14 protein-coding genes are annotated in these 19413 nt (G+C 69.8%); 4 read left to right on the top strand and 10 right to left on the bottom strand.

From position 1 onward, the window contains the following. Nucleotides 1–32 precede the first annotated feature (32 nt). Nucleotides 33–1556 (bottom strand): Rne/Rng family ribonuclease, encoded by a 1524-nt coding sequence (locus PPSIR1_RS25810; RefSeq protein ID WP_006974130.1) that lies wholly within the window; start codon nucleotides 1554–1556, stop codon nucleotides 33–35. Nucleotides 1557–1750: 194 nt separating this feature from the next. Between PPSIR1_RS25810 and PPSIR1_RS25805 the strand changes: the two genes are divergently transcribed. Further along, nucleotides 1751–2911: a UTP--glucose-1-phosphate uridylyltransferase gene (locus PPSIR1_RS25805; protein WP_045116745.1), complete on the top strand. Its 1161-nt coding sequence runs from the start codon at nucleotides 1751–1753 to the stop codon at nucleotides 2909–2911. Between the two features lie 368 nt (nucleotides 2912–3279). On the opposite strand, the gene PPSIR1_RS25800 is transcribed toward PPSIR1_RS25805, so the two are convergent. Together PPSIR1_RS25800 and PPSIR1_RS25795 are read right to left on the bottom strand one after the other, a co-directional pair. Then, on the bottom strand, nucleotides 3280–4854 hold the full coding sequence (locus PPSIR1_RS25800) for a DUF4397 domain-containing protein (RefSeq protein WP_157595987.1): 1575 nt from the start codon (nucleotides 4852–4854) through the stop codon (nucleotides 3280–3282). After that, nucleotides 4851–5288 carry a hypothetical protein gene (locus tag PPSIR1_RS25795; RefSeq protein WP_006974127.1) on the bottom strand — a complete coding sequence of 146 codons (438 nt, stop codon included), beginning with the start codon at nucleotides 5286–5288 and terminating at the stop codon, nucleotides 4851–4853. Before PPSIR1_RS25795 ends, PPSIR1_RS25800 begins: the two co-directional genes overlap by 4 nt. A gap of 31 nt (nucleotides 5289–5319) precedes the next feature. Here PPSIR1_RS25795 and PPSIR1_RS25790 point away from each other — a divergent pair, with 31 nt between their 5' ends. Further along, entirely contained in the window at nucleotides 5320–6063 is a 744-nt protein-coding gene (locus tag PPSIR1_RS25790) for a hypothetical protein (protein WP_157595986.1), read from the top strand. On the opposite strand, the gene PPSIR1_RS43820 is transcribed toward PPSIR1_RS25790, so the two are convergent. Further along, nucleotides 6018–7223 (bottom strand): RNA polymerase sigma factor, encoded by a 1206-nt coding sequence (locus PPSIR1_RS43820; protein WP_006974125.1) that lies wholly within the window; start codon nucleotides 7221–7223, stop codon nucleotides 6018–6020. The genes PPSIR1_RS25790 and PPSIR1_RS43820 overlap by 46 nt on opposite strands. A 194-nt stretch (nucleotides 7224–7417) precedes the next feature. Between PPSIR1_RS43820 and PPSIR1_RS25780 the strand changes: the two genes are divergently transcribed. Further along, nucleotides 7418–8536: a SprT-like domain-containing protein gene (locus PPSIR1_RS25780; protein WP_006974124.1), complete on the top strand. Its 1119-nt coding sequence runs from the start codon at nucleotides 7418–7420 to the stop codon at nucleotides 8534–8536. 258 nt (nucleotides 8537–8794) lie between these two features. Here the strand turns inward: PPSIR1_RS25780 and PPSIR1_RS25775 are convergent, their stop codons facing one another. From PPSIR1_RS25775 to PPSIR1_RS25765, 3 genes are all read right to left on the bottom strand, one after another. Then, complete coding sequence (locus PPSIR1_RS25775) at nucleotides 8795–10630, bottom strand: hypothetical protein (protein WP_006974123.1); 1836 nt, start codon at nucleotides 10628–10630, stop codon at nucleotides 8795–8797. Between the two features lie 164 nt (nucleotides 10631–10794). After that, complete coding sequence (locus PPSIR1_RS25770; protein WP_086001700.1) at nucleotides 10795–12240, bottom strand: NAD(P)(+) transhydrogenase (Re/Si-specific) subunit beta; 1446 nt, start codon at nucleotides 12238–12240, stop codon at nucleotides 10795–10797. 13 nt (nucleotides 12241–12253) lie between these two features. Continuing rightward, a complete protein-coding gene (locus PPSIR1_RS25765; protein WP_006974121.1) occupies nucleotides 12254–13888 on the bottom strand; it encodes a Re/Si-specific NAD(P)(+) transhydrogenase subunit alpha in 1635 nt (544 codons plus the stop codon). Nucleotides 13889–14274: 386 nt separating this feature from the next. Here PPSIR1_RS25765 and PPSIR1_RS25760 point away from each other — a divergent pair, with 386 nt between their 5' ends. Beyond that, nucleotides 14275–16263 carry a S8 family peptidase gene (locus tag PPSIR1_RS25760; protein WP_006974120.1) on the top strand — a complete coding sequence of 663 codons (1989 nt, stop codon included), beginning with the start codon at nucleotides 14275–14277 and terminating at the stop codon, nucleotides 16261–16263. Nucleotides 16264–16340: 77 nt separating this feature from the next. Here the strand turns inward: PPSIR1_RS25760 and bfr are convergent, their stop codons facing one another. The 3 genes from bfr to glmS form a co-directional block, all read right to left on the bottom strand. After that, a complete protein-coding gene (gene bfr / locus PPSIR1_RS25755) occupies nucleotides 16341–16805 on the bottom strand; it encodes a bacterioferritin (RefSeq protein WP_006974119.1) in 465 nt (154 codons plus the stop codon). 154 nt (nucleotides 16806–16959) lie between these two features. Further along, on the bottom strand, nucleotides 16960–17151 hold the full coding sequence (locus tag PPSIR1_RS46530; protein ID WP_086001695.1) for a (2Fe-2S)-binding protein: 192 nt from the start codon (nucleotides 17149–17151) through the stop codon (nucleotides 16960–16962). 303 nt (nucleotides 17152–17454) lie between these two features. After that, complete coding sequence (gene glmS / locus PPSIR1_RS25750) at nucleotides 17455–19338, bottom strand: glutamine--fructose-6-phosphate transaminase (isomerizing) (RefSeq protein WP_045116752.1); 1884 nt, start codon at nucleotides 19336–19338, stop codon at nucleotides 17455–17457. Between the last annotated feature and the right edge of the window lie 75 nt (nucleotides 19339–19413).

Below are 19413 nucleotides of genomic sequence, written 5' to 3'. Positions count from 1 at the left end.
CGACTTTGTGGCAGATCACCGGGGTGGGCAGGCTACTGCGGGTTGGCGCGCCGGGCTTTTTTGCCGCGGATCTCGAACTTCTCGGGGTGGAAGCCCTTGCGACCCTGGACGTCGATGGCCTTGTGCACCCGCTTGACGGCGTGATCGAGGGCGGAGCGCTCGGCCCCGTTCATCAGCTCGGCGACGTCGGGGTGGGCGGTCACCGAGATGACCTCCCCGGCGAGGTGCTCGCCCTCGCGGCGGATCTGGCGGAGGATCTCGTAGCAGATCGTCGACGGGCTCTTGTGGTAGCCCTTGCCGCCGCAAACCTCGCAGGTGATCGCCAGGCGCCGCTCGAGGCTCTCGCGCGTGCGCTTGCGGCTCATCTCGACCAGGCCCATCTCCGAGATCTTGGTGATGTGGGCCTTGGCTCGGTCGCGGCGCAGGGCGTCCTGGAGCCGGCGGTAGACCTTGCGACGGTTGGACTCGCGGTCCATGTCGATGAAGTCGATGATGATCAGCCCGCCGACGTTGCGCAGGCGCAGCTGCTCGGCGATCTCGTCGGCGGCCTCGAGGTTGGTCTGGGTGATGGTCTGCTCGAGGGTCTTGCCCTTGCTGCCGACGAACTTGCCCGTGTTGACGTCGATGGCGGTGAGCGCCTCGCCCTGGTCGAAGACCAGCGAGCCGCCGCTCTTGAGCTCGACCTTGCGCTCGAGGGCGCGGTCGATCTCGAGCTCGATGCCGTAGCTGTCGAAGATGCCCTGGCGCCCGCTGAACAGCTCGATGCGATCGGCGTACTCGGGCAAGAAGGCGTCGGCGAAGCGCTTGAGTCGCTCGTAGGCGGCGCGGTCGTCGACGATCACCCGGGCGTAGTCGGGGGACAGGTTGTCGCGCACGACCCGGAGCATCAGGTCGAGGTCGCGGTAGAGCAGGACCGGGGCCCGGTGCAGGCGCTCGTTGGCCTTGATGTTGGCCCACAAGCGGATCAGGTAGTCCATGCCTGCGCGGACCTGGGCCGAGGAGGCGTGGCGGGCCACCGTGCGCACGATGAAGCCCGAGCCCTTGGGGCGCATCTCATCCACGAGCCGACGCAGCCGTCGACGCTGGCGCTCGCTGTTGATGCGCCGGGAGATGCCCACGTGGCTGACCGTGGGCATGAACACCACGTTGCGGCCGGGGAGCGAGATGTAGGTCGTGATCCGGGCGCCCTTGGTCGAGATCGGGTCCTTGACGACCTGGACGAGGATCTCCTGGCCGGGGTGGACGAGGTCGGCGATGTTGCTGACCTTGCCGCCGCGCTTGGGCACGCCGTTCTTGTCGACCTTGTCGACCTTCTCGCCGGGCTTTTGGCTGGCGATGTCGCCGGCGTAGAGGAACGCGGCCTTGTCCTCGCCGATGTCGACGAAGGCGGCCTGCATGCCCGGGAGCACGCGCAGGATCTTGCCCTTGTAGACGTTCCCGACGATGCCGCGCTCGCGCTCGCGCTCGATGAACAGCTCGGTGAGGATGCCGTTTTCAATCAGGGCGACCCGCGTTTCGGGGCCGTCGGCGTTGATGACGATGACGGATTCGGACATGAGAGGGTCGGCCGACGAGTGTTAGCACGGCGGGGCGGCCTCGCGCAGGGGGCCGCGCGACCTGTACAGGTGTTGCCCCGAGGTGCTTGGTTTCGCGCCGCGCGACTCACGAGTCAGTCCTCAGAGCCAGCAATGACAGCTGTTTGCGGCAGCAGAATTGGTCAAAGGTCCGTTCACGGTGATATTTAGGACACGTGGAGTTGCGTCCCACCGTCGCCGGATACGCCTTTGACCGGGAGGCCTTCGAGGCCCTTCGCTCACGCTTGCGGGACGGCTACCTGAGCGCTGCGACCGTCAAACTGCCCCGGGCGCCAGACCCGCTGAGCGTGCTCCCCCGGTCCCCGGTACTGGACTTCCGGACCTTCGGCCCGCGGGTCGGAGGTGAGCGCAACCTCGGCCAGCTCGCCGAGCGCGGCGAATATGCGCTCCGAAACGGCCGCGCGGCCGTGCTGATCCTCAACGGCGGGATGGCCACGCGCTTCGGTGGCACAGCCAAGGGCGTGGTCCCGGTGGCCGAGGGAGACGAGGCCTTCTTGTGGGTCAAGCTCGCCCAGGTCCGCAAGCTGATCGAGACCTACCAGGCGAACGTGCCGGTGGTCATCATGCACAGCTTCGCGACCCAGGCGACGAGCGAGGCCTACCTCGAGAAGATCGACTGGGCCGGCATCCCCGAGTCGATGCGCTTTAGCTTCGCGCAATCGGTCATGCCCCGGGTCACCCCCCAGGGCGAGCCCCTGGCCCACCTGCCCGAGGGCGCGAACTATCCCGACAACCTGATCTACACGGCGCCCGGTCACGGCGACACCCTCGGCCGCCTGCGCGCGAGCGGGGTGCTGCACACCCTGCGTCAGCAAGGCGTCGAGCACATGATCGTGTCCAACGTCGACAACCTCGGGGCCGAGCTCGAGCCGATCCTGCTCGGGGCCCACATCGAGGCCATCGACGCCGGGGCGCACATGAGCGTCGAGGTCGTGCGCCGCGAGGGCGACAAGGGCGGCTGCATCGCCGTGCTCGCCGGGCGCCCGGTGATCGTCGAGGGCTTTCGCCTGCCCGCCGGGGTCGACATGGACGTCTACCCCCAGTTCAACACCAACACGCTGTGGTTTTGGCTCTCGGCCATCGACCGCGACTTCGACCTCGACTGGTTCCCGGTCCAGCGCAAGCTCGCCCTGCCCGAGGGCGGCGAGATCGAGGTCGTCCAGTTCGAGCAGCTGATCGGCCAAGCCACCGAGCAGCTCGAGGCCTACTACTTCGAGGTCGACCGCTCGCGCCGCTTCTTGCCGATCAAGACCCGCGACGACCTGGCCGCCGCGGGTCCGCGCATGCGCGCAATGGTTCGCAAGCTCCGCGGCTAGCGACCGTAGCGAGCCCGGATCCGGGCTAGCGACCGTAACGAGCCCGGATCCAAAGCTAGCGACCGCAACGAGCCCGGCTCCAAAGCGAGTGATCGTAGCGAGACCCGATCCAAAGCGAGTGATCGTAGCGAGACCCGATCCAAAGCGAGTGATCGTAGCGAGACCCGATCCAAAGCGAGTGATCGTAGCGAGACCCGATCCAAAGCGAGTGATCGTAGCGAGACCCGATCCAAAGCGAGTGATCGTAGCGAGACGGAGGGCGAAAGCCCGACCGCCGGGGAGGGGGCCCCGTGACGGCTTCGCCGGCGCGGGGGAGGGCTGCGAAGCCCCTCCATCGAGATTAGAAGTTCTAGCCCAGCGCAGCTGGACTAGAACGGCGCGATTTGGCCGGTGATCGAGTCGAAGGTCTGCACGAAGAGCTGCTCGCCGCCGAGGTCGGAGATGTACAGGTTCGTCGCGCTGCCCGGCGAGAAGCCGTTGATGGGGAACAGCGCATCGGGCACGCCGTCCTGCTCGTAGTCGATGGCGATGACGTCGTCTTGCGCGTCCAGGTCCACGCTGACGTGGGCCCACAGCGGGATGCTCTCCGCGACCACGGCCGGGTCGGGGCCCATCGACCACAGATCGACGGGGCCGGCGAGCTCGGACCGGGCGTGGGCGAAGCGAATCCGACGAACGCCCACGGGGACGGCGTCGTTGCCCTCGTCGATGACCACGAAGTGCATGTCCGGGAACGCGCCCGCGATCGCCACGGTGTGCTGGTGGCCCGAGCTGATCTCGATCGGCGCCGTCGCCCAGGGCGTGAGGCTGCCGGAGGGGTAGATCTCGATGACGCCGGGGCCCGGGTTGACGCTCGTGTACTCCGTGCTCTGGCCCTGCGCGACGCCGGCGAAGAGCAGGCCCTGGCTGGCGAGGCCCACGTCACCTTCGATGTTGAAGTCGAACAGGTGGAGCGCTCGCAGGGCGCCCTCTTCCTGGGCGGTGCACTCGGCGTTGGCGTCCTCGCAGGCCTCGAGGGAGGGGTAGGAGTCGGCGCAGTCCGCCCCCACGCACTCGCAGCCCGAGAGCATCACACACTGGGCGCCGTTCCAGAACACCCCGAGGGCGATCTCGCAGGCGCCCACGGCCTCGGCGTCCTGGGCCTCGCAGGGCACGGGCTCGTTGCACTCGGCGTTGGCGGCCTCGCAGTCCTCGAAGGACGCGTAGGCGATGGCGCAGTCCGTGCCCACGCACTCGCAGCCCGAGATCGAGACGCACTGGGCTCCGTCCCAGGCCACGCCGAACTCCGCGTCGCAGTCCCCGACGCCCACGGCGTCCATGGGCTCGCAGGGCACCTGCTCCAGCCCGACGCACACGCCCTGCTCGCTGCACACCGCCGCCGCGGGAGGCTCGGGGCAGTCACACACGCCCCCCTCGAGGCAGCCGAGCTCGTCCCACTCGATCGCCAGGCTGTTGAGGAAGGCCTGGTCCACGCCAGCGTTGACGGCGTGCCAGCACCCGCCCAGGCCCACGCCACAGTGGCCATGGACGAGCTTGCAGTCCCAGTCGGTCTCGCACGCGGTCGTCGAGATCTGCTCCTCGTACTGGGCCTGGAGGTCCTCGCACACCAGGCCGTCCGTGGTCTCGCCCTCGTCGACGCCCTCGCTCGACGAGCCCTCCCAGCCGTCATCGACGCCCTCGCTCGACGAGCCCTCCCAGCCGTCGTCGACCCCTTCGGTCGACGAGTCTTCCCAGCCCCCGGTGGTCTCGCCCTCGTCGACGCCCTCGCTCGACGACCCCTCCGAGCCATCGGTGGTCTCGCCCCAGTCCGCCTCGTCGGCCGACTCGGTGCCGCCCTCGGTGCCGGAGTCATCGATGGGGAGAGAGACGAGGACGCACGCGCTCGGGCCCAACAGAGCCAGGGTCGTTGCGAGGGTGATGCCTTCAATCGCAGTCCGCTTCATGGTGCCCGTGCTTGTCCACGGCTCCGCGGATCTGTGTCGCCCAACTTTCGACCCCACAGCTCGAACACCAGGCCCAGGCTCACGCCCCCGAACACGCCGCCGGTGATGAACTGGGCGTCGAGGGCGTGGAAGGCAGGGCGGGTGAGGGAGGTCGCGAGCTCTCCGCTCAGCTCGACACCCAGGCGCGGGCGCGGCCACCACGAGACGCCGAGCTCGCCCCCCGCCCACAGCCAGGGGGCGACTCGAGCGGTCGGCGTGGGCACGTCGATGCCTCGGCCGCGGAGCAAGCCCAGGCCCAGGTTGGCGCACGCGCTCAACCGCCAGCGCCGCGTCGCGATGGGCAAGCCGCAGCCGTGCACGTCGAGGCTCCCGCCGTCGACGCGGCCCGAGCCGAGGCTGGGGTCGCCGAAGCGTCCGCCGAGGACTCCGCTCACGCCCCCGCCGACGCTCGCCCAGGCGCCGTGGGTGCTCAGCGAAGGCGCGGCGCGGCGGCGACGTTGGGGTAGAGGTGACGCTCGGGCCGCCGCGGACGTGGAGGTCGAGGCCGCGCTCGAGCTCGCTGCTCGGCCAGCGCCCGCGGCGAGCCGGCTCCAGCTCGGGCTCCGGCTCGTCGAGGGGACGCAGCTCCCAGTCTTCCGCCGGCGCCGACGCGAGCTCGACCAAAGCGGGCTCGGAGGCCTTCGGCGCAGCCGCGCGCGGGCGCTGAACTGGCGGCCTGGGGAAGACCTCGATGGCCGCGAGCTCGACCGCGACCTCGTCGGGGAGCTCGGACCACAGACCGAGCTCGGGGCGCAGGGCCAGGCCCACCAACAGCGCCGCCGCGTCGACGAGCTCGACGCAGTCGAGGGCCTCGACGCGGTGGCGCTCGCCGACCTCGCCGCGGGTCAGCCCGAGCTCGAGGACGTGGCCCGTGCCCTTGGGGTAGACCGCCGCCTCGACGCGCAGCCAGCCCGCCGGGGCGCCGGCGCGCTCGAGCTCGTCGCGGACCCGCGCGTGGAGCCGGTCGGGGTCCGGGCAGGTCTCGCTCCAGCTCGCGACCTCGACGGCGGCGGCCTCGGGCTCCGCGACCGCCGATCGACGGGGGCGCTGGATCTCCAGCTCGGGCACCCTTGGCTCTGTGGCCAGGAGCCCGACCAAGCCGGCGACCAGGCCCGCGCTCAGGGTCATCCCTCCCGTCGACCGGCGCACACGCGCTCGGGGCTGAGCTGATCGGCGACCAGACCCTCGGGCTGCGCCTCCCGCCAGCGGGCGGCCTGGCGCCGGGCCTCGTCGACGCGCCCGAGCTCGCACAGCGCCTCGACCTCGAGCACGCGGGCGCGGCCGGCCAGGGCCGAGCTCGACCAGCGCGCGCCGTCGAGGGCGTCGAGGGCTCGCTCGGCCTGTCCGGCGTCGAGGGCCGCCCGGGCCTGAGCGAGGGCTTCGATGGCGCTCGCGGGAGCGTGGGGTGCGGCCGGCTTTTTTGGAGCGACCCGCGGACGCGGCTGCGGCTCGACGACGATCGCGTCATCGAGGGGCTCGGTCGCGGCCAAAAGGGGCGCCGCCGAAGGCTCTGGTCGAGCCTCGACCGGCTCCCTCGTGGACGCATGCGTGGCCTCCTCGACGCGCTCTGGCTTGGCCTCGGCCTCGCCCGTCAGGCGAGCCGCGCCCACGACCCCGAGGGCGCCGAGGATCACCGCCGCCGCGACCTTGCCCGCCGCTGAGGTCCACGCCCCGAGCCCGAGCGCACCCGCGCCCGCGCCCGGCAGCTCGACGGCTCCGACGATCGCCAGGTAGCTCGCCCGCCGCTGCGCCGCGCTCGGCTGCGCCGCGCTCGGCAGCTCGCGCTCCCCAAAGTGCTCGGCGAAGCGCTCCCGAGCCACGCGCAGCCGCGAGTAGACCGTGTTGAGGTTGCAGTCGAGGGCCGCGGCGATCTCCGGCGCGCGCAGGCCCTCGAGCTCGGCGAGCACGAAGACCTCGCGCCGCTTGTCGTCGAGGCCGTCGAGGAAGTCCCGCAGCAAGCGGCGCCCGAGGGCCTCGCGGGCGTCGGGGCTCTCCTCGTGGGCCGCGCTCCAGCTGGCGAAGCGGGCGTGTCGTTGCCGGCGACGTCGCTCCCCCCGGGCGCGGTTGCGGATCACGTTGCGCAAGATCGAGAACAGCCAGGTCGAGGGCGCGGCCCGGCTGGGGTCGTAGTCGTCCAGGCGGCGCAGGGCGATCACGAAGGTGTCCTGGACCACGTCGTCGAGGACCGCGTCGGCGACGCCCAGGCTCCGGGCGCAGCGCCACACGAAGGCGTGGTTGTCTCGATAGAGCGCCTCAAAGCTCGGCGCCTGGCGAGCCCGCTGACGGGCGACCCGGGTCAGTTCGCGGTGTTGTTCGTGAGCCAGACGCATGCGAGGGGTGATTGTCCGCGGATGGCAGCTTCTGTCTCGGGTTTTTGAGTCCGTGTCAGGGCGAGCGTTCGGCCTCTGGGGGGCCTCACGTGGGTCTACTGCATGACCCTGGGGACGCAAGCCAACTCCTGGTGCCAATCGACCTCGCTGCCTTGGTGGCGCCTTGGTGTCAGCGGTCTCTTATAGTCCCGGCGATGCCCCGACCCGATCAACTGAGCATCGAGCTCGAGCGCAAACTGCTCGCGCGCCTGCGCGACGAGTGGGCCTCGATCAACTACACCCACTTCAAGGAGGCCCTGCGCGCGCCCGTGTTCGAGCTCTCGGACACCCGGACGCGCCTGGGCCGGTGGGTGGGGGAGCACCGCTGCCTCGAGATCTCGCGGCCCCTGGTGCTCGAGCGGCCCTGGCCCGAGGTCGTGGAGGTGCTCAAGCACGAGGTCGCCCACCAGTTCATCGACGAGTGCCTGCACGTCGACGAGCCGCCCCACGGGCCGACCTTCAAAAAGACCTGCGCGCGCCTGGGCATCGACGGCCGGGCCAGCGGAGATCCTCGGGACACGGCCGAGGATCGGGAGGACCCCGCCAGCCGCACCGTCGCGCGCATCCGCAAGCTGCTCGCCCTCGCCGAGAGCCCCAACCTGCACGAGGCCGAGGCCGCGGCCACGGCCGCCCGCCGGCTCATGCTCAAGTTCAACATCCAGGTCGAGCAGGCCATGGCCACCAACGCCGAGGCCGGCCCAGGCCGCCGCTACGGCTTTCGCCACCTGGGCAAGCCGTCTGGGCGCATCCTCGAGCACGACCGCCGCCTGGCCCACATCCTGACCGAGTACTTCTTCGTCGAGGGTATCTGGATCCCCGTCTACCGCCCCCGCGAGGGCAAGCGCGGCAGCGTGTTCGAGATCGTCGGCCTCGAGCACAACCTGCAGATGGCCGAGCACGTCCACGCCTTCCTCTCGGCCACGGCCCTGCGCCTGTGGCGGGACTACAGGCGCGAGACCGGGCGCAGCTCCAACCGCGACCGCCAGGCCTTCCTCGCCGGGGTCATGGGCGGCTTCGAGGCCAAGCTCGACAAACAAAGCGCGCGCTTCGGCGAGCAGGGCCTGGTCTGGGTGCCCGCGCCGGACCTCGACCAGTACTTTCGCCGCCGCTACCCCCGGGTCCAGACCGTGCGCCGGAGCGGGGCGCGGCGCAACGAGGCCTACTCCCAGGGCGACCAGGCCGGGCGCAACATCGTGCTGGCCAAGCCCGTGGAGTCGGGCGCGGGCTCAGGCAAGCCGCGCCGACCCAAGGCCCTGCGGCGGGGCTCTGGCTAGCAGGACATCGGAGAAGTCCTCACGACACCTCGCTTGGTCTTTTCGCCCGAGCTCTTTGTCGCCAAAACTTGCGGTGGGATCCACCACAGCGGCGTTTTGGCTCCGCGATCTCGATGAAAATCCACGGCGCGAGGAGCCGCGATGACTTCTCCGATGTCCTACCGAGAAAGGCAGCCGCCCACGGGTTCAGCGCCAGCTGAGTCCGTGGACGATGCTTTCGTGGATCATGGGTCCCGGCGCGGCCGGGGTGGGCGACTGCTAGAGCGTCGTCTCCTCTTGGGTGTCGCGGGCGACGAAGGGCGCGATCAAGCTGTTGTACTTGTTGTCCCCCGCCGCCGCCTGGAGCTCGGTCACCTGGGTGTCGCTCATGGACTGGACCAGCTTCCGCCGCGCCTGTGCGGCGCGGTTCTTGTCGAGCTTGGCGTACTTGATGTAGCGCCACAGATCCGCCCCGTCGATGGCCCGGGGCACGTTCTCGTTGTTCAGGTCGATGGCGTCGAGCAGCGCCCGGGCGTGGACCTTGAGCCGGTTCTCCGAGAGCATGTACTTGAAGCTCGCCCGGGCGCTGCCGTGGTTCCAGTCCATGCGCCGGCCCCGGAGGTCTGCGGCCCAGTTGAGGAAGGCCTGACGGCGCACGTTGTTGCTCTCGCCCTGGGTCATGGCGTAGAGCCGGGCCGCGTCGTCGTGCTCGATGCTCAGGTTCTCCTTGCGCGGGAAGTCGAAGTAGGCCCCGGTCTGGTCCTTCTTCATCGCCTTGTACTCGCTCGAGTGCTCGCTCTCGAAGCGCTCGAAGGAGCCCGTGGCGGCCTGGTGGATCCCCTGGATGAGCGCCGCGGGGAAGCGGGCGGTGAACGCCGCCTGGCCCCGGGCCTGCTCCTCGAACTCCACGTTCAGCCGGTCTCGGTCGAGGTCGTTGTCGCCGAGCTGGTGGTGCTCCTTGCGCAGGTAGCGGTCCAGGTTCATGTACTTGTGGTTGTCCCAGGCGTCGGCGACCATCAGCTCGTCGCTCGACAGGTTGCCGAGGTTGAGGAGCTTGCCCAGGTGCACGTCCCGACGCGAGGGCAGCTGGGTGGGGCTGGTGATCACGAAGGCGTGGTTGTCCGAGGCCCCCGACGCCCCCGTGGCCCCGAGGATGTAGACCCACTGCCCCGTGGTCGACTCGACCAGGCGCGAGGCGACGACCTCGGACAGCTGACGGCACATGCCGGTGTCGAGGGCCTCGAACAAAAAGCGGTTGAGGTGGGTGCGGTTGTTGGTCTTCCAGGTCGTGGCCTGGGCCTTGTTGGTGACCGTGGCCTGGGTCCGGATGATCAGCTGCTGCAGGACGCGGCCGAAGTTGTAGCGATCGGACAGGGTCGTCGACGCGAACTTGAAGCGGCCGTAGGACTTGCCGCCCGTCGACTTGAAGCTGCTCTTGAGGTTGGCCACGGCCATCCCGCGCGTCGACGCCAGGGCCTCCTTCTCGCCGAGCAGCTGCAGGCCCTCGGCGCCCGAGCTCGAACCAGACCCAGACCCAGACCCGAGCCCGCGGTCGAGCATGCCCTCCACGCCCCGACCCGCGGCGACCTCCCCGGCGACGGCGTTGGCCTGCTGCTCGTGGGCGTCGCCGGCCCGCCCCATCCCCCCGGGCAGGCTCAGCCCCGCGCGCTTTTGCAGGTAGTGGACCGCCTCGTGGGTCGCCTCGAACACGCTCGGCGAGGACGAGCGAAAGCCGACGTGCTCCCCCACCGAGTAGCCGCGGGCGCCCAGGCCCTTCGAGGCCAGGTGCGCGAGTTGGTCGGTGTGGCCCTGGATCCCGCCGATGCTGTGGCGCCCAAAGGCCGACTGGATCTGCCCGCGGTGCGGGTAGTCGCCGGCGCTGCCCGAGACCCCGTCCCGGGCGATGGCCAGGGACTGGCTCCGCGAGCGAGACCCGCCCACGCCCTCGTCCGCGAGGAGCTGCAGGCGCTCGAGGACCTTGACCGGCGCGCTCGCGTCCGCGAGCTCCTGGAGCGCCTCGCGCTCCTCACCCGGGCTACGCTCGGGTGCATGGGTGATCGCCTTGCCAGTCGAGGTGCTCGAGGCGCGGTCGGGCTCGCGGGCAGTCCGGGGCATGCGCAAGGTCTAGCTGCAATCGACATGCCCAGCCCGCGCCCGCGCTCCCCATGGCTCTCGAAGGCCACGGGTGCACGACACGCAGCAGCCTCCAGCCAATCTTGCCGATCCAAACGCAAAGACGGCCCCCATCTGGGAGCCGCCTGTGCGAAGGGAGTCTCGGGTCAGTCCCGGAGCTCGCCCAAGATCGCGTCGACGTTCTTCTTGGCGTCGCCGAACAGCATCCGCGTGTTCTCCTTGAAGAACAGCGGGTTTTGCACGCCGGCGTAGCCGCTGGCCATGCCGCGCTTCATGACGACCACGGTCTTGCTCAGCCACACCTCGAGCACGGGCATGCCGGCGATGGGGCTGTCGGGGTCGGTCTGGGCGCTGGGGTTCACGATGTCGTTGGCGCCGATGACCATGACGGCGTCCGTGTCCGGGAGGTCGTCGTTGATCTCGTCCATCTCGAGCACGATGTCGTAGGGCACGTTGGCCTCGGCCAAGAGCACGTTCATGTGGCCCGGGAGGCGACCGGCGACGGGGTGGATGGCGAAGCGCACCTCGGTGCCGGCCTTGCGCAGGATCTTCACGACCTCGGACAGGGAGTGCTGGGCCTGGGCGACGGCCATGCCGTAGCCGGGGACGATGACCACGCTCTTGGCCTCGCGCAGCATCGCCACGGTCTCCTCGACGTCGAACTCGGTGACGTCGTCGCGGCCGAGCCCCGCGCCCTCCTTGGGCTTGCTGCCGCCGCCGCCACCGTCGGTGCCGAAGCCGCCGAGGATGACGGAGATGAACGAGCGGTTCATCGCCGCGCACATGATGTACGAGAGGATCGCGCCGGAGCTGCCGACGAGGGCGCCGGTGACCAGCAGCAGGTCGTTCTCGAGCATGAAGCCGGCGGCGGCCGCCGCCCAGCCCGAGTAGCTGTTGAGCATGGACACGACCACGGGCATGTCCGCGCCGCCGATCGCCATGACCATGTGCACGCCGATGATCCCGGCGATGCCCGCCATGATCAGCAGCCACAGCCGGCCGCCCGAGGGGTCGTCGTGGCCCACGAACATGTAGCCGAGGACCACGCAGCCCACGACCATGGCGACGTTGAGGGCGTGGCGCGCGGGCAACATCAGCGGCTTGCCCGAGATGCTGCCGCGCAGCTTGAGGAAGGCGATGACCGAGCCGGTGAAGGTGATCGCGCCGATGAACACGCCGACGAAGATCTCGATCTCGTGGGTGAGCTTCTCGGCGCCGTGGAGGGTCTCGATGGGGCCGAGGTAACTGGAGACGCCGACGAGCACGGCCGCCAGGCCGACGAAGCTGTGCAAGATCGCGACGAGCTCGGGCATGGAGGTCATGCCCACGCGCGCGGCCAAGGTCGCGCCGATGACCGCGGCGGGCAAGATCGCAACCGCCAGCACGCCGATGCCGGAGGTGGTCAGGCTGACGGGCTGATCCGGGAAGCCACCCACGACGGCGCCGAGGGTCGCGAGGATCGCGACCACCATGCCGAGGATGCCGTAGGTGTTTCCGCGGCCGGCGGTCTCCTGGTTGGACAAGCCACCCAGGGACAGAATGAACAGCACGCCAGCGGCGATGTAGGAGACGGTGAGGAGTCCTGCGGGCAACATGGTCGGTCTCCTATTTCGTGAACATCTTCAACATCCGCTGGGTGACCAAAAAGCCCCCCGCGATGTTGATGGTTGCGAAGAAGATGGCGGCGGCGCCCAGCCATAGGGCTGGGCTGCCGATGTCCCCGCCCAGCTGCAGCATGCCGCCGACGATGATGATGCCGGAGATCGCGTTGGTCACCGACATCAGCGGGGTGTGCAGGGCCGGGGCCACGTTCCACACGACCTGGTAGCCGATGAAGCAGGCCAGGACGAAGACGGTGAAGTGCGTCAGGAAGTCGGGGTTGTCGCTCAGGCCGACCCCGAGCAGCGCGATGCCGCCGACGATGATCGGCCACCACTTGGGCTCGGTCACGGGCGGGCCGTGGTGGCCGCTGGATTTCTTCTTGGGCTTGGACGCCGCCGGGGCCGGAGCCGGGGTCGAGGGCGCGTCCTTTTTGGCCTCGGGCTTGGGCGCGGCCTTGGGCGAGGGCTCGATCTTGGGCGGCGGCCAGCGCATCTCGCCCTTGTTGAGGATCAGCGCCCCGCGCACGACCTCGTCGTCCTCGTCGACCTTGAAGCCCTCGGCCCCGCCCATGTCGTCGAGCAGGTGGAAGATGTTGTTGCCGTAGAGGTTCGAGGCCACGTTGGCCATGCGGCTGGGCAGGTCGGTGTAGCCGATGAGGGTCACGCCGTGCTTGGTCGTGACCTCGTCGGCGGTGACCAGCGGGCAGTTGCCGCCGCGCTCGGCCGCCAGATCCACGACCACCGAGCCCTCGCGCATGTTCTGCAGCGCCTTCTCGGTGATGAGGAAGGGCGCCGGCTTGCCGGGGATCAGCGCCGTGGTGACGATGATGTCGACCTTCTTGGCCTGCTCCTCGAACAGCTCGCGCTCGGCGTTCATGAAGGCCTCGGTCATGACCTTCGCGTAGCCGCCGGCTCCGGTGCCGTCCTCCTCGAACTCGAGGGTCAGGTACTCGGCGCCCATGGACTCGACCTGCTCCTTGACCGCCGGGCGCGTGTCGAAGGCGCGGACGATGGCGCCGAGGCCTCGAGCGGCGCCGATCGCCGCCAGACCAGCCACGCCCGCGCCGATGACCAGGACCCGCGCGGGCGGGACCTTGCCGGCGGCCGTGAACTGGCCGGTGAAGAAGCTGCCGAAGTGCTGCGCGGCCTCGACCACCGCCCGGTAGCCGGCGATGTTGGCCATGGACGAGAGCGCGTCCATCTTCTGCGCCCGCGAAATCCGGGGGATCGCGTCCATGGCCACGACCGTCCCGCCGCTCGCCTTCAGCTTCTCGACCAGGGCCTCGTTCTGGGCCGGCCAGATGAAGCTGATCAGCAGCTTGTCGGCGGTCAGCAGCTCGGCCTCGTGCTTGCCGAGCTCCGGGTGGTCCATGGGCTCGCGGACCTTGACGATCACGTCGGCCTCGGCCCACAGCTTCTCGGCGGTCTCGATGATGGTGCAGCCAGCTTCGACGTAGGACTCGTCGGAGAAGTCCGCCTTCGCGCCCGCGCCGGACTCGACGAGGACCTCGAAGCCGAGCTTTTGCAGGCGCTTGGATGTCTCTGGAGTGGTCGCCACCCGGCGCTCGCCGGGGAAGACCTCCTTGGGGATGCCTACTTTCAAGGTGTGCTCCTCGCTGGGGCCGTACGAACCGAGCACGCGAACACGGGGACCCTCGATCCTCGGAGCTGCTGGCGTACGACCACGGACATGGGGACGGGGTCGACCCCGCTCCGGGGCCGACCAGCGTTGCATCAGTAACACGAACGCGCGCTGCTTTGGGCGCGAGTCGGCGCGTGCTCGGGTGAGCGCGCACGTCCCAGGTCCATGGCAGGTCCATGGCAGGTCTGTCGTGGGTCCGCCGCGACCCCGCGACGACGGCCGCCCATCCGAGGAGGGCCCGCACGGCGCCCTCAGACCCTGCGCGCGGCCTCTGAACAGTCGACAACGCGCGCGTGGCCTCGGGGCGAAGGGAGTTTCGCGGTCCCCTCCGTGCATGGCAGCCGCCATCCCCTATAATTTCGAGTCTCCGGACCGCCACCACCATGAAACGTCGCTCCAACGCTCCCACCGTCCTCGCAGGAACCGCTCTCTTTGGCCTCAGCTGCCTCCTGGCCTGGCAACACCACGACCGCGACGAGGGCCTGTCCGCCGCCGCGATCGACGAGGCGACCATCGCCCAGGAGCTCGAGGCCGGGCAGGACGGGCGACAGCTGCTCCTCGACCTCGTCGAGCCCGAACGCGGCGAGGGCGGGAGCGAGGCCCAGCTCGCCGAGTTGATGGCGGCGATCGACGCGATCCCCGGGCTGACCGCGGAGCCCGCGGGCTTCTACTCCGAGACCGAGCACCTGTGGCGCGTCCACGGCACCCCCCAAGCGCTGCAGCGCTTCCAGGACGAGCTGCGCTCCGGGGACCACGCGCTGTCCCAGTACGCCGAGCTCATCGAGGGCATGGAGGCCGACGTCAGCTACTCCCTGCCCGACGACGCGCTCGTGGCCGTGACCGGAGAGCTCGGAGAGCTCGACGATGACGCGGACATCGCCAAGCCCCGGCGCCCGCGCTTTGAGCCCAACGACCCCATGTACCCGCTGCAGTGGCACCTCGACGCCATCAACACGCCCGAGGCGTGGACGCACACCCGGGGCAAGGGCGCGACGGTGGCCGTCATCGACACCGGCGTGGCCTGGAAGGACCTGCGCTGGAAGAACGTCGACGCCCGGGCCGTGCCGGATCTGGCCGGCATCGAGTTCGTCCACGGCGAGACCTTCGTGAACAACGGCCTGCCCGAGGGCCTCGACGACCACGCCCACGGCACCCACGTGGCCGGGACCATCGCCCAGGCCACGGACAACCGCATCGGCGTGGCCGGGGTCGCCCACCAGGCCAAGATCATGCCGCTCAAGGTCCTCGGCGCGAGCGGGGGCGGCTCCGTGGCGTCCATCGCCAACGCGATCCGCTACGCCGCGGACAACGACGCCGACGTCATCAACATGAGCCTCGGCGGCCCCCTGCCCTCGCGGGTCATGGCCAAGGCGGTCCTCTACGCCCACGAAAAGGGCGTGACCGTCGTGTGCGCGGCGGGCAACGAGAAGCGCTCGCGGGTCTCCTACCCCGCCGCCTACGAGGGCTCCGTCGCCGTCGCGGCCACGGACTGGAGCGGCAAGCGGACCTTCTATTCCAACTGGGGCAAGCAGCTCGACATCTCCGCCCCGGGCGGCGACACCCGCAGCGACAAGAACGGCGACGGCCACCCCGACGGCGTCCTCCAGAACACCATTCGGATTCAGGACCCCTCGCGCAACGACTACCTGTGGTTCCAGGGCACCTCCATGGCCTCGCCCCACGCCGCCGGCGTGGCCGGCCTGGTCGTCGCCTCGGGCGTCACCAACCCCAAGGAGGTCGAGCGGATCATGAAGAACACCGCCGTCCATCCCAACAAGAAGAACTGGGACCGGGAGTACGGCGCGGGCATCATCGACGCCGAGAAGGCCGTGCTCGCGGCCAAGGGCAAGGCCCAGGGCAACAGCCTGGTCGGCTACCGGGGTGAGCGCATCGGCTTCGCGGGCCTGCTCGCGCTGCTCGGCTTCGCCGGTCTGGGCTTCGCGGGCGTGGCGACCGGCCTCGGCGCGGGCCCGGGCAGCTCCGTCGGTCGCAAGCTGGGCGCGGGCCTCGGCCTCGCCGCTGGCGCGGGCCTGGCCGTCGGCGCGTTCACGACCCCGCTGGCCTACGCCGCCGGCACGGCGACCACGTGGATCGGCTCGGGCCTGTTCCTGTCTGCGCTGATTCCCCTGCTGCTGACCCTGACCCTGCTGCAGGTCGAGCGCCTGCGCGGCCTGCTCGCCGGCCTGAGCCTCGGCTGGGCCGCGATCCTCGTGCACGGCGCCGTGGTCCTGCCGACCCTCATGGAGGGCATCCCCGGCGGCGCGGGCTGGGATCGGCTGTGGCTCGCGGGCAACGCGGTCTTGGCCCTGTGGCTCGCCCGGCGCACCGTCGCCGCCGGTCAGCCCGAAGAGCGCCCGGCCCTCGAGGCCTGAGCCGGCGCCCCTCCAACCAACGAAGAAGGCCCGCGCGTGCGGGCCTTCTTCGTTGGTTCAGCGGGGTTGTCCGCGGCTCACATCTGCTCGGCCAGGTAGGCCGTCTCACCCAGCGTCGAGATCAGGTTGAGCTGCGTCTCGAGCCAGTCGACGTGGTCCTCCTCGGACACCAGCAGGCGCTCGAGCAGGTCGCGGGTGCCGTTGTCGCCCTCGTCGCGGCACAGCGCGACGCCCCGGTTGAAGCGCTCGTGGGCCGCGTACTCCATGTCGAGGTCGAGCTTGAACTGCTCGGGCACGGTCTCGCCGACGTTGACCTTGCCCAGGCGCTGGAGGTTGGGGATCCCGTCGAGGAAGAGGATCCGCTCGATGATCTCGTCGGCGTGCTTCATCTCGTCGATGGACTCGCGGTAGACGTGATCCCCGAGCTTGTTGAAGCCCCAGTTCTTCAGCATCTTCGCGTGAATGAAGTACTGATTGATCGCCGTGAGCTCCGCCGTGAGGACCTCGTTGAGAAGCTCGATGACCTTGGTGCTGCCCTTCATGAAGCGCCAAGCTATCAGCGCAAACGCGCCTTGCAATCGCTGAATTGCGATGGCACTCGAGCTGCCCGCTCGCGACTGAGACCCAATTTCATCGACCCCCGGGATTCGAGATCCGCGAGGGCCGAGATGAAAACTGCTATCGACTTCGGTCGGCTCAGCTGGCTTCGGAGGAAGCTCGCGGCGCTCGGGCCTGGGTGGTGAGCATCTGCCGAATCTGCCGAACACAGGCCTTGCAGTCCGTGCCCGCCTGGCAGCCGTCTTGGATCTGCCGAAGGCTGCAGGCGCCGCGCCGAATCTCTTCGTTGATGCGGCGGTCCGAGACTCCTTTACAGATGCATACGAGCATGCGGGGTTGGCTCCGTCCTGGCGTTGAAAGTCTTTTTCAACGTCTGAGATCGGTATAGCGGGACGCCGAAGCTCGATCAAGAAGTGAATTTTGATTTCAATATCGAGGTGAATTTTGCGGCCAGAGAGCGCTCCATGCCTCTTCGTGGCGGCTGCGCCAAGCACGCGGACCTGCTTGGAGCAAGGCGCGAGGCTCGCGCGTTCAAAAATCGAGATCCCCCGCAATCCCGTCCGCGGGCCCGCCCCGCCTACGGCGACTGCATGTACGAAGCCGCGTTCTGCTCGACGGTCTGAGCGCCCGCGCCTACTCGACCGTCACGGACTTCGCCAGGTTGCGCGGCTGGTCGACGTCCGTGCCCTTGAGGTCGGCCACGTGATAGGCCAGGAGCTGCAGGGGCACGGACGCGAGGATCGGCTGCAAGAAGGCGTCGACCTTGGGCACCAAGATGACGTCATCGGCCACGTCGCCGATGGCGTCGTCGCCTGCGGTCGCCACGGCGATGATCTTGCCGCCGCGGCTGCGCACCTCTTCGAGGTTGGCGAGGGTCTTGTGGTAGCCCGGCCCCTCGAGGGCGAGCACGACCACGGGCACGCTGTCGTCGATGAGCGCGATGGGCCCGTGCTTCATCTCGCCGCTGGCGTAGCCCTCGGCGTGCACGTAGCTGATCTCCTTGAGCTTGAGCGCGCCCTCGAGGGCGACGGGGAAGCTCAGCCCGCGGCCGAGGTAGAGCCAGTCGCGGGCGCCGACCCAGCGCCGGGCGATGATCTTGATCGCCGCCTGGACCCCGAGCACGGCGTCGATCGCCACGGGCATCTCGCGCAGCCCCTCGAGCAGGGCCTGGGCGCGCGCGTCGGCCATCGCCCCGCTTTGCTTGCCGAGGTGGATCGCCAGCATGCTGAGCATGGTCAGCTGGGTGGTGAAGGCCTTGGTCGAGGCCACGGAGATCTCGGGGCCGGCGTGGGTGTAGAGCACCACGTCGGCCAGGCGCGCGATCGAGGAGTCGACGACGTTGCAGATCGCCAGGCCCGTGGCGCCGAGGCGCTGGGCCTCCTGGAGCGCGGCCTTGGTGTCGGCGGTCTCGCCGGACTGGGAGATCGCCAGGACCAGGTCGCCCTCGCGGACGATGGGCTCGCGGTAGCGGAACTCGCTGGCCAGATCGACCTCGACGGGGATGCGCGCGAGCTGCTCGATGAGGTACTTGCCGGCCAGGGCCGCGTGCCACGAGGTCCCGCAGGCGACGATGGTGATCTTGTGGCGCTCGGCCAGGGCGCGCACGTCCACGCGGGCGTCGAGCTCGGCGAACTCGAGGGAGGGGCTGGCGTCCTCGCTGCGCAGCCGGCCGATCAGCGTGTCGCGGACCGCCCGGGGCTGCTCGAAGATCTCCTTGAGCATGAAGTGCTTGAAGCCCTGCTTCTCGGCGGCCAGCGGGCTCCAGTCGATGCGCCGCTTGCCCCGACGCACGACCTCGCCAGCGGCGTCGAGGTGGGCCTCGATCCCGCCCGCGCCGATGCGCACGATGTCGCCGTCCTCGAGGTCGACGACCGTGCGCGTGTGCTCGAGGATCGCGGACACGTCCGAGGCGATGAAGCACTCGGGCTCGCGATCCTGGTCGCCCAGGCCGACCAACAGCGGCGAAGCCTGGCGCGCCGCGACGACCGTCCCGGGGTGCTCGTCGTGGACGACGCCGACGGCGTAGGCGCCCTCGAGCTGAGCCAGGGCCGCGCGCACGACCTCGAGCAGATCGACCGGGCCGCCCTCGGCCGCGCGGGCGTCGTAGAGCTCGTCGATGAGGTGGGCGATGACCTCGGTGTCGGTCTCGCTGGCGAAGCTCCGGCCGCGCGCGCGCAGGGCCTCGCGCTGCTTGCCGTGGTTCTCGATGATCCCGTTGTGGACCACGCACACGCGCCCGGACCGCTGGGGGTGGGCGTTGGCCTCGCAGGGCCGCCCGTGGGTCGCCCAGCGCGTGTGCCCGATGCCCGTCGTGCCCGAGATGGGCTCGGCTTCGAGGCGCCCGGCGAGCGCGGCGATCTTGCCTTCACAGCGCGTCACGGCGGTCGTCGGCGTGCGCGAGGGGTCGAGGATCGCAACCCCCGCCGAGTCGTAGCCTCGGTACTCGAGGCGGCGCAGCCCCTCCACGAGCAAGGGGGCGCAAGGACGGGAGCCGGTGTAGCCGATGATGCCGCACATGGTGTTCTCGGGGTTTGTATCGAGGAGCGCGAGAGCTCGCCAGTTCTGTCCCTCCATGTCCCGGAGAGTTGCGCA

Source organism: Plesiocystis pacifica SIR-1, assembly GCF_000170895.1.
Taxonomy (GTDB): Bacteria; Myxococcota_A; Polyangia; order Nannocystales; family Nannocystaceae; genus Plesiocystis; species Plesiocystis pacifica.
The sequence above is the reverse complement of the archived record's forward strand: the minus strand, read 5'-3'. Positions and strand labels throughout refer to the sequence as shown.